The sequence below is a fragment of the Enterococcus sp. DIV1206 genome (assembly GCF_051712485.1).
In the GTDB taxonomy this organism is placed as follows: domain Bacteria; phylum Bacillota; class Bacilli; order Lactobacillales; family Enterococcaceae; genus Enterococcus; species Enterococcus faecalis.
Genome location: NZ_JBIOOZ010000001.1, coordinates 419392 through 430538, shown reverse-complemented (window position 1 = coordinate 430538; position 11147 = coordinate 419392). Strand labels below are relative to the sequence as shown.

Below are 11147 nucleotides of genomic sequence, written 5' to 3'. Positions count from 1 at the left end.
GATATAAAAAAAACTAGTCTAAAGCAGACTAGTTTTCAATTTCTTCAAAATTTTATCAACTTCAATACAGACTTCCTTCAATTTCTGAAACACTTTCAACAATAGTCAATTCCATTTCTGAACTATCTATTGTTTGATGAATAATATTCTGCACAGTATCTCGATATACCTGATTTCCTACACAATCGTTAGACAATGAATCCAATGCTAGCAAAGTGAAAATAGCTTGCTTATAGCTTAGATTACTTTCAAGCTGTAGCGGTTCAACATTTATTGATTTGAAAAAATTTGCTGTGTTTCTCAATTTTGATTTATAATTTTTGATTGTTATTTTTGAAAAACCTCTCACTGTAATATCCATACAAAATTCTAAAATAATATCCTCCCAATTCATAGAAAAAAGTCCCTTCTTATCAAATTTTGATAAAAAAGGACTTCTTGCAAACCAACGCATCTTAATGGATTTTTGCTGAAGATGCGAGCTTCAATCTTCTAAAGATTCAGCTACTAATTGATTACAAATTAATTTTACATCAAACTTTTCAGTTCAACATCTGGATACTTATCCGCAAACCAGCGTTCCGCAAATTGGTTTTCAAATAAGAACAATGGTTGGTCGAAACGGTCCCGTGCCAAAATGTTTCGGCTAGAGCTCATGCGTTCATCTAAATCTTCTGGATTAATCCAGCGGGCAATTTTAGAACCCATTGGCGTCATTACTACTTCAGCATTGTATTCATTGGACATTCGGTATTGGAAAACTTCAAACTGCAATTGACCTACGGCGCCAATGATATATTCTTCTGTTAAATATGTTTTATATAATTGAATGGCTCCTTCTTGAACCAGTTGGTAAATTCCTTTATGGAAAGATTTTTGTTTCATCACGTTTTTGGCAGTCACTTTCATGAATAATTCAGGGGTAAATGACGGCAACTCTTCGTATTGAACATTCATTTTCCCTTCATACAAAGTATCGCCAATTTGGTAATTTCCTGTGTCATACACGCCGATAATATCGCCTGCAACAGCTTCTGTGACGTTTTCGCGGGCATCCGCCATAAATTGTGTCACGTTGCTTAATTTGACTTTTTTACCTGTTCTACCTAAGGTCACGTCCATGCCTCTTTCAAAAACACCTGAACAAATTCGAACAAAGGCAATTCGATCACGATGGGCTGGGTTCATATTCGCTTGAATTTTAAAGACAAAGCCTGAAAATTCTTTTTCATAAGGACTTACTTCGCCACCCTCTTCTGTTTTATGCGCATGTGGCGCAGGCGCAAATTGTAAGAAGGTTTCTAAAAATGTTTGAACCCCAAAGTTTGTCAAAGCAGAACCGAAGAAGACTGGCGTTTGATCACCACGAGCGATTTTTTCCTCGCTAAATTCATCGCCTGCTTCTACCAATAACTCAACATCTTCCAACACTTGTTGATAAACGCTGTTATTGTGCAATGGTAAATCGCTTGGGATATCGCCATCTTTTAAAGGAATAAAACGCTCCCCGCCATTATTTTCTGGACGATATAATTCCACACGTTCATTATAAATATCGTATAGACCTTCTAGGCCTTTTCCCATACCAATTGGCCAGTTCATTGGATAAGATTCAATATCCAATAGTTCTTCCAATTCTTCTAAAAGTTCCAATGGTTCCCGTCCATCACGATCCAATTTGTTAATAAAGGTAAAAATTGGAATACCACGTTTTTTAACAACTTGGAAAAGTTTTTTCGTTTGTGCTTCAATCCCTTTGGCACTGTCAATAACCATCACAGCACTATCCACGGCCATCAATGTCCGATACGTATCCTCTGAGAAATCCTCATGCCCTGGGGTGTCCAAGATATTAATCCGTTTGTCTTGATAGTCAAATTGCATCACAGAACTCGTTACCGAAATTCCCCGTTGTTTTTCAATTTCCATCCAGTCAGATTTGGCAAAGTTCCCTGTTTTTTTCCCTTTGACTGTTCCAGCTTGGCGGATGGCGCCCCCAAATAATAATAATTGTTCAGTAATCGTTGTTTTCCCAGCATCCGGATGGGAAATAATCGCAAACGTACGGCGACTATCGACTGCTTCTTTTTGATTGATCGTCATAAAAATCTCCTTATCACTTGTGATGTTTATTTATTTATTTTCTTCAGCATAATTTTTGATTAACCTTTGCTAGTATATCATGTCAAGCCTTGAGAATAAAGAGCTGCTGTTGGCTGTTTTTTAAAAGGAAAACCTGCGACATTAGTCAAAACGACTGATGTCACAGGTTATTTTTAACGTCTTGGTTCGTCATCTTCCATTTCTTTACGGAAAAAACGACGATTTTCTTCTGGTTCTTCATCGACAGTTTCTTCATCGTAGAAATGAACGCGTAAGACTAGCAAACGTGTGCCTTCCATTTCTTCAGCAGTTAACTTAATATTGCCCACTTCAAAAGAAGGTTTTTCCCCTTCATCAGGAATGGTTCCTAATGCTGTAATTAAGTAACCTGCCATTGTATCAACATCGCTCATGTGTAAATCTGTTTCAAATACTTCATTAAATTCGTCAATTAACATGCGTCCTTGAACCAAATATTCATTGTCAGCCACTTGTGTATATAAATTTTCTACTTCATCTGTTTCATCGTCAATTTCACCAACGATTTCTTCTAGTAAATCTTCCAGTGTTGCTAAACCGACAACACCGCCATATTCATCTAGTAAAATCGCCATTTGGTTTTGTGTTCGTTTTAACTCATAAAGTAAATCATCAATAAAAATGGTTTCTGGGACAAATAATGGTTCTTGGATAATCGCGCCTAATTCAATGTTTTCAAAGCCTAAATTACGTGCAGCTTTTAGTAACGTTTTGGTATGTAAAATACCAACAATTTTATCTTTGTCTTCACTATAAACAGGAATCCGAGAATAATTTTCTCCTAAAATTAAATTGATGTTTTCTTGGACATCATCTTGGATGTCAACCATGAATGCGTCTGTCCGAGGAACCATTACTTCTCGTGCCACTTTTGTATCTAATGAAAAGACACCTTGTAGCATTTCTAGTTCTTCGTTTTCCAAAACACCTTCTGTTTCAAGCATATAGCGCATTTCATCTCGTGTCATCTTCGAATCAGCATCATCGAAAGTCATTGGTGTGATTTTGGATAATAAATCGGTCGAAGCCGATAGCAACCAAACGAAGGGACGCGCGATAACTCCTAAAAAGCGAACTGCACCAGAAGTCAATTGAGCGACTTCTTCTGATTTATTCATAGCAATTCGTTTAGGGTATAATTCACCAAATACAATAGAAACGTACGTTAACAATGCTAAGATAATGATACTGGCAAGACTCTTAGCTGCGGCGCCGCCACCTAATACAGGGGCCAAACGACTAGATAAAGTCTCTGCTAATGAAGCACCAGATAGGATATTAACCAAAGTAATCCCTACTTGGATTGTGGATAAAAAGTTATTGGGGTCTTGCAATACCTTAAGCAATTTTTGAGCTTTTGCGTCGCCGTCTTCCGCTTTTTGTTCCACACGATTCTTGTTAACAGATACGACTGCAATTTCCGCCGCTGCCAAAAAGGCATTGATAAACGTCAACACGACTAATAATAGAAGTTGCGCAATTAGCGACTGACTCTCAGGGTCAGCATTATTCATAATGTTCTCTCTCTCCTTAATTGTTGATAATTCCGAGGCTGTACTTTCGTACTCTTTTAACGTTCTTCCTCTTTTTATGGTTAGGCTTAGAAACAGACACAATCAGTATTATGACAGGTTATTTTCTATCCTAATCCATAAAATCATAGCACGAAAGATTAGCGGATTCAATCATTAACCGTTATTTTCTTTCGTATTTGTTTCATTCCCTAAAAGAACGGCATTGGTAACTTTTTCACTACGACCCGCTTTGACCATATCAATAACATAGTAGATAATGGTCCGGCAGATTGCGTAAAATGGGACGCCGAGGAAAATACCTAGCAAACCTGCTAAATTTCCTGCTACCAATAAAATTAAAATAATCGTTAATGGATGGATTTTTAGAGATTTTCCGATAACGTTTGGATAAATAATATTTCCGTCCAATTGTTGAACCACTAGCACCACTAAACAACATAAGGCTGCTTTAACGGGTTCATTAAAGATGGTCACTAAGACAGCAGGCGCTAATCCTAGATAAGGGCCTAGATAGGGAATTAAATTCGTAAAGCCGGCAATGACACCAAATAAAAAGGCATAACGAACGCCAAGCAATGAATACCCAATAATCGTAAATGTACCGACAAATAAACATTCAATCGCTTGTCCACTAATATAACTGGATAAGGTTTGGTTCAATTGTCCTAAAAGATCCACAATATCATCTTTTCTTTTCTCAGGTAAAAAACGTTGAATCGCTGGTACTAGCTTGTCTCCATCTTTTAACATATAAAATAAAATAAATGGCGCAGTGACCAAAACAATGGTGGTTGACGCCACCGTTGATACGATTGAACCTAAGCTACTTGATAAACTACTTAAAAATTGTTGGATAATATTTGCATAAGAAATATCCATTTTTTCAATATAGCTTGTTAAATCAATTTGTTTAAAAATAGGTAACTCCGCAATCTCATAAATCCAGGTCTCCACTTGTTTAAAGAAATCCGGCATACTTGATGCTAAACTAGCTAGCTGATCTGCCAACTTAGGGATAATTGTTAATAAGATCAGAACTAATGCGATGATTAGTAATAAAAATACCAGTAAGACGGCATAAATTCGTTTCATTTTCGTCTTCATTAGTAGATTGACCACAGGATTTAGTAAATAATACAAAAAGCCTGCTACTAAGACTGGGGCAAACAACGTTGAAAAGAATGTCCCAATCGGTGCAAATAAGAAATTAATTTTCGAAGCAATAAATAATAGCATGGCCACGACAAGTAATTCAACTGACCAGAAAAATAATTTCGATTCTTTAAATCGATTAATCACAGCGGCTCCTCCTTTATTTTTATTCAATTGTTGCTGTTTTATTTTATCACACCTTCCCCCCTCAGTCATTGAGAATACTTCATTGCTAGAACTTTTTCGTGGTATAATAAAATAGAAACAGATTCTGAACTTGGGGGTTTTTCTATGCATGTAGCTCAAACAAAAGATACCATGAGTGATCTTTATTTAGATGCTGTCCGGCTTCGTCAACGCGTATTCGTAGCGGAACAAGGGGTACCAGAAGAGATGGAAATCGATGAATATGAAGCACATTGTATTCACTTTGTTTTGTACACGGATCATGTAGCTGTCGCAACTTGTCGCTTGCTTCCACTAGAAAATGGCGTTATGAAATTACAACGAATGGCCGTTGAAAAAGCTTACCGTGGCGCCGACTATGGACGAGTGATTATGGAAGCGGCGGAAAATTTTGCCAAAGAACAAGGCTACCACAAGATTACTCTAGGAGCACAAGTCACCGCTGTAGGCTTCTATGAACGTTTAGGTTATCAAAAAACAGGAGCACCTTTTATGGATGCTGGCATTGAACACTACGAAATGAATAAAGAACTATAACACCAATTAAATCGGAAAATTTAGAGCTTGGAGCATTAGCCATTTTGGCTAATGCTCCAAGCTCCTTTTGTGGGCTGTTTACATCGGCTATTTTTTTGATAGCTGTTGATAACGTTGATACCAGATATCTACATATTCGGGCGAGAAGGGGCCTTTTTCGTTATTAATCCAATCCACTAAAGTCTTGACATTTTCTTTTAAAATGAAGTCAATATCTTCTGGATAATCCATTAGTTTGCTATGAAATTCATATTCATCAACGTCTAGTAAACGTTTTTCACCATCTGGAAAAACCTTGATATCTAAATCATAATCAATATACTTCAACGCTTCGTCATCTAAAACATATGGCGAAGCCAGATTGCAGTAATACGAAACCCCCTTTTCTCTAATCATTGCTATTATATTGAACCAATATTTCTTGTGAAAATAAACAATGGCTGGTTCACGAGTCACCCACCGACGTCCGTCGGATTCCGTTACTAACGTGTGATCGTTCACACCAATTAAAGAATACTCGCTCGTTTTTAGTACCATCGTATCACGCCACGTTCGATGTAAATGTCCGTCATGTTTATAACTCTGAATGGTTACAAACTCGCCTTCTTTAGGAATTCCCATAATACCCCAACTTTCCCCAAATAAAGTAAAGCAATGTTACTTTTTGGGTGTTCATACATCGATATCGAAATAATTATATCATATCTTTTGAGTTTGCGTACATTGAGTTCACTTAAAGAAGACGATTTCTGAAAAAATTTAATTCAGATGACCAATTAGTTCAAATTCAGTAAATATTTTCAGCTTAATTACTGGATTTTTTCAAAGACTGATACTGCGCTCTCTCTTAAAACCTGATTTAATTCGTCAACATTTTTTTTACCAGTTGTTTCAAGCCACGCAACGGCTGCTTCAGCACCTTGTTGAACAAATGGAAGCACGCCGTCTGCCCAAGTTGCGCGACCACATAAGACTCCATTAAACGAGGAACCTGCTTTTTTTGCAAATTTCAATGTTTCCTGAAACATCGCAGCACTAACCCCTGCACTCAAGAAAATAAATGGAAGTTGTGTTGCTTCACTTTGCATGTTGAAAAAGGCCTGCGCTTCATCTTGGCTATAAAGACTTTCAGTGCCAAAACCTTCTACAAAATTCATGTTCACAGGGACTTCTACTTTTAAAACATCAACATTATAGCGATCCTTTGAAAATTCTTTCATCGCTTCAATTACTTTGTGCGGTTTTACTTTAGCGTATTCTTTTGAAGCACTATCCGAATTGTTTGCATCATAAGAGACAATTTCTAAAAAGAATGGAATTTCTTCGGCTAAACACTCTGAACCAATCCGTTCTATATAAGCTTTCTTTTGTTCATTGATTGCTTCACTTTCGTCAACATCGTAGTAAAGTAAAAATTTACACGCGTCTGCGCCCGCTTCTTTTAAACGCTTAACCGACCAAACATCAAGACTATCGGGTAACCGTCCTGGTGTCGAAGCATCGTAGCCCGTTTTTTCATACGCAAGTAACAAACCTGAAGTCTGTGCTCGATTTTCAGCAGCAGCTAGGCCATATTCTGGATCCAACAAAATTGCTGAAGTCTCTGGTGTTAAGCAACGAGATACTAATACTTTAAAGTCACTGATTTCTTGCGCAGTCACCTCTTTGTATTTTCCCATCATGCGTTTTAAGGCCCCACGTTGATCAATGGCTAGTGCGCCAATAATCCCTTGATCATCTACCAGATTTTCTAAATGTTTACGTTTTTGTTCACTAATTTTTTTCATTCTGTTCCCTCACTTAATTGATTATTTAGTAACGTAGCAATTTTAGCTGGCGAACTTGCTTGTTTCAGTCCAGAAGTAACTTCTTCTCTTAATAGGAGGCGCGCAACGGAAGAGAGTAATTTCAAATGTGTCGTGCCAGCTTCGGCATCTGGAATAAACAGCGCAATCACAAACTCCGTTAATTGGTTGTCAAGGCTCTGCCACTCAACACCTTGGTCCAAGGTAACGATGATAATGGCCGCTTGTTGAATCGTTGCTGCTTTTGCATGAGGTATCGCAAATCCATTCATCATCCCCGTTGTTCCTTCTTGTTCTCGCTCGTTCAGTTTATCGAAAACTTCCTGTGCGTCCTGAGCAACTTCCAATTCTGTTGATTTTTTTGCTAAAAAGTGAAAAACATCCTCTTGCGTTTGTAACTGTTGATTTAAAAAAATATGATTTTCTTTAATAAAAGCCATTCCATCCACTCCTAATTCCTGTTATTTCATTTTTTTGATAACGATTGCTCTTGTTTGGCGATTCTACTTTTTTGTACAAAACCTAGCAATAAACCGCCTACCAATGAACCAGCTAAAATTGCCAGAACCCATTGAACAGCGTGAGTAACAACTGGTAAAACAAGAAATCCTCCATGAGGTGCTGGCACTTGTACCCCAAACATATACGTTAGGACTGCCGCAATTGAAGATCCGAGCATCATAATTGGTAAAACCTTCAATGGATCTTTTGCCGCAAACGGAATAGCGCCTTCTGTAATATGTGTGGAGCCTAAAATAAAGTTCACTAGGCCCGCATTGCGTTCATTTGTGTCAAAGTATTTTCCAAAGAATAATGTAGCAAAGCCTGTAATTAAAGGTGGCGCTATGCAGGCAGCAGAAACTCCTGCCATAAAAGAAGTATTGCCTTGAGCTAAGAGTGCCGTCCCAGTAACATAGGCCGCTTTATTAACTGGACCTCCCATATCAAAGGCACACATACAACCCACAATAATTCCTAAAACCAACGGACTGGAGTTTTGGAAACTAGCTAAAAAGCTCATCATTCCTTCGTTAACAGCTTTCATCGGATCTGCTAATAAAGACATAGTGATACCAATAACTGCAACGCCAATGACTGGATAAAGGAAAATTGCTTTTAAACCATCTAATGATTTAGGCAAACCTTTAAATACTCTTTGTAATAAAAGAATGAAATACCCAGCAAGGAAACCAGATAATATCCCTCCTAAAAAGCCAGTACCACCCGTGTTAGCAATCAAACCACCGACAAAGCCCACAACCAAACCAGGTCGTTTCGCAATCCCCTCTGCGATATACGCAGATAAGATTGGCACCATCATGCCCATTGAGGCATCACCAATACTTTTTAACATAGCAGCGGTAGCATTATACTGACTACTTTCTGGATCAAATGAATAAATGCCCCAAATAGCAAAAGAAAGAGCAATTAAAACGCCGCCTGCTACTACAAACGGCAACATGTGAGAGACGCCATTCATTAAGTTTTTATAAATACTATGTCCAACATTTCCTGAAGAAATTTGTGTCTCCTGTTCAAGTTCGTCCACTGCTTGGTTTTCGGCTGCAATCGATCCTTTGCCTGCGAGTGCTTCTTCAATTAAGCGATCTGCTTCTTTAATCCCCACACTGACAGGGACATCAATGATTCGTTTCCCAGCAAAACGTTCTGCTTGAACGTCTTTGTCGGCGGCAATAATGACTGCCTCCGCTCCTTGGATTTCTGCAGGTGTTAACTCGTTTTCTATGCCAATCTGACCATGTGTTTCAACCTTAATCGTAATACCTTTACGTTTTGCAGCTTGTTCCAATGCCTCCTGTGCCATATACGTGTGCGCTATTCCCGTCGGACAACCTGTAGCAGCTATTAATTGATACGTAGCCATCTGTTTATTCCTCCTCTTGAATCTTTATTTGTTGCTCTAACTCCTGAACATCTGAAAAATCTGTCAATCCTTTGCGAAATGCTGTTGAACTACCTGCTGCAATACTTCTTTTTAAATTTTTTTCCAATGAAAGTCCTTGATGCCAACCAGCTAAAAAGGTACCTAACATTGCATCCCCTGAACAAGCTGTATTCACAACCATTCCAGTTGGTGAATTACCTGAAAGAACCTTTTCATTGTTCATAAATAAAGCCCCTTCACTACCTAAAGAAAGTAAAATATTTTTGGCTCCCCGCTTCAGTAATTCTTGTCCGTAAAAAATGTAATCATCCTTAGTCTGCACTTCTGTATGAAACCACTCTTGAAGTTCTTCTTCATTTGGTTTCAATAAAAATGGTTGATAAGGCAAACAATCTAAAATTTCTTCATAACTACTGTCTAAGATTAAGAACACCTGTTTTTCAAAACAAATTCGGCTAATTTCAATCAAAATACTTGGCGAAACCCCTTGTGGTAAACTTCCTGATACGCACAAATAATCCCCTTTACGTAACTCTGAAATTTTTTTCAAAAAACGTTGTACATGTTCTTCAGATAATTTTGGTCCCTTATTGACTAATTTGTATTCCTTTTGATCTTGGGTAACTTTTGTAAACACATTGATTCTCGTTGTGCCAGCGACTTCGATAAAATCAGTGGTTATCTCTTTTTCTTTTAAATAATCCTCGACATAGTTCCCAGTGAAACCAGCTTTGACTCCCAAAGCGGTATTATCAATCCCTAACATCTTTAAAATTAGGGAAACATTGACTCCTTTCCCGTTTGCTTGAATATCATCTTCCTTCGTGCGATTCACGACAAAAGGAACTAGCACTTCTGTTTCGATAAATAAATCAATGGCTAAATTTAATGTACATGTATAAATAGTCACTGTAGTTCCTCCTTTCTCCTCTTTATTATGTCTCAAAATACCATGTAAAGGTTTTCATTCTTTCGCAAAAATATAGAAAACATTTACAATTTCATAATTTCTCTAGCTTTTTTATTTTTTTTCATTAAAAATAGGCTTATAAATGTTTTTTAGCGAAAGAAAGAAGGGCTGGCCATTATGGAACAAAAATTGAGTGAGTCAGAGCAATATCTCTGGCATTTTATCGAAACACATATTTTAGAAATCCCTGATTATTCCATTGTAAAATTAAGCGAACGAGCCAACGTATCAACTGCGACGATTGTAAGAACCATGAAAAAGAAAGGCTATGAAGGTTTCACATCCTTCAAGCATCACTTGAAAGATAAAGAAAACCAAAATATAAATTTTTCAGCATTAGAAAAAGTAGACCGAGGAATTCGGACGGCCATTTTAAAGAATGAAGAAGAAGTAACTCGCACGATTAACATGATTGAAATTGGTAATATCGAAGATGCAATCCAAAAAATCAAAGCTTCTCGACGGATTATTATCTTTGCTAGAGGTTTTTCAGAATTAATTGCTCAGGAAATGATGGTTAAGTTTCAATTGGCTGGCAAATACTGTGAACTGCATACGGACCCAGAAATTATTAAAAATATTAGTAAAAAGTTATCAAAAAAAGATGTGGCTCTTTTTGTTTCTTTAAACGGAGAAACCCAAGAATTAGTTGTCGCTGGTAAAAACTGTTACGACTCAGAAATTGGGACTATCCTTTTAACTGCAAGCAAACACTCTAGTTTAATGAAATACATTGAAATTCCGTTCGTAGGCTTCAAATCAGAAGGCTCCTTTTTCCCCGATTATGAAGTGCGTTCACGGTTACCACTATCCATTCTGGCCAGAATTTTATTGGACGCCTATGCTTTAAGAACGACAACTTAGGCTTTCTTAAATAATAAAAAACAAGCATTCCTTCACTTAAAATAAAGGAA

The 11147-nt window shown here is 37.4% G+C and carries 10 protein-coding genes and 1 pseudogene; 2 read left to right on the top strand and 9 right to left on the bottom strand.

The annotated features are described in order from the left end of the window. Nucleotides 1-247: 247 nt before the first annotated feature. The 4 genes and pseudogenes from IGK86_RS02170 to IGK86_RS02155 all read right to left on the bottom strand — a co-directional run. A pseudogene (locus IGK86_RS02170) lies at nt 248-454 on the bottom strand (tyrosine-type recombinase/integrase); the annotation flags it as partial. A 74-nt stretch (nt 455-528) separates the two neighbouring features. After that, nucleotides 529-2103, bottom strand: a complete 1575-nt coding sequence (locus IGK86_RS02165) for a peptide chain release factor 3 (RefSeq protein ID WP_002355543.1) — start codon at nt 2101-2103, stop codon at nt 529-531. 173 nt (nt 2104-2276) lie between these two features. After that, nucleotides 2277-3656 carry a hemolysin family protein gene (locus IGK86_RS02160; protein WP_002363168.1) on the bottom strand — a complete coding sequence of 460 codons (1380 nt, stop codon included), beginning with the start codon at nt 3654-3656 and terminating at the stop codon, nt 2277-2279. Between the two features lie 174 nt (nt 3657-3830). Beyond that, nucleotides 3831-5045: an AI-2E family transporter gene (locus IGK86_RS02155; RefSeq protein WP_002384914.1), complete on the bottom strand. Its 1215-nt coding sequence runs from the start codon at nt 5043-5045 to the stop codon at nt 3831-3833. Between the two features lie 75 nt (nt 5046-5120). Here IGK86_RS02155 and IGK86_RS02150 point away from each other — a divergent pair, with 75 nt between their 5' ends. Beyond that, nucleotides 5121-5552, top strand: coding sequence for a GNAT family N-acetyltransferase (locus IGK86_RS02150; protein WP_002373345.1), 432 nt, complete (start codon nt 5121-5123; stop codon nt 5550-5552). 87 nt (nt 5553-5639) lie between these two features. Here the strand turns inward: IGK86_RS02150 and bph are convergent, their stop codons facing one another. The 5 genes from bph to pfkB all read right to left on the bottom strand — a co-directional run bounded on the left by bph (nt 5640) and on the right by pfkB (nt 10173). After that, nucleotides 5640-6173, bottom strand: a complete 534-nt coding sequence (bph, locus tag IGK86_RS02145; RefSeq protein WP_002355538.1) for a biofilm phosphatase Bph — start codon at nt 6171-6173, stop codon at nt 5640-5642. A gap of 188 nt (nt 6174-6361) precedes the next feature. After that, nucleotides 6362-7339 carry a tagatose-bisphosphate aldolase gene (lacD, locus tag IGK86_RS02140; protein ID WP_002378025.1) on the bottom strand — a complete coding sequence of 326 codons (978 nt, stop codon included), beginning with the start codon at nt 7337-7339 and terminating at the stop codon, nt 6362-6364. Beyond that, nucleotides 7336-7797 carry a fructose PTS transporter subunit IIA gene (locus tag IGK86_RS02135; RefSeq protein ID WP_029742305.1) on the bottom strand — a complete coding sequence of 154 codons (462 nt, stop codon included), beginning with the start codon at nt 7795-7797 and terminating at the stop codon, nt 7336-7338. Before IGK86_RS02135 ends, lacD begins: the two co-directional genes overlap by 4 nt. Before the next feature lie 26 nt (nt 7798-7823). After that, a complete protein-coding gene (locus tag IGK86_RS02130) occupies nt 7824-9242 on the bottom strand; it encodes a PTS fructose transporter subunit IIC (RefSeq protein ID WP_002355535.1) in 1419 nt (472 codons plus the stop codon). A 4-nt stretch (nt 9243-9246) separates the two neighbouring features. Then, on the bottom strand, nt 9247-10173 hold the full coding sequence (gene pfkB / locus IGK86_RS02125; protein ID WP_025193921.1) for a 1-phosphofructokinase: 927 nt from the start codon (nt 10171-10173) through the stop codon (nt 9247-9249). Nucleotides 10174-10350: 177 nt separating this feature from the next. Between pfkB and IGK86_RS02120 the strand changes: the two genes are divergently transcribed. Next, entirely contained in the window at nt 10351-11097 is a 747-nt protein-coding gene (locus IGK86_RS02120) for a MurR/RpiR family transcriptional regulator (RefSeq protein ID WP_002363162.1), read from the top strand. The last annotated feature ends 50 nt before the right edge of the window (nt 11098-11147 follow it).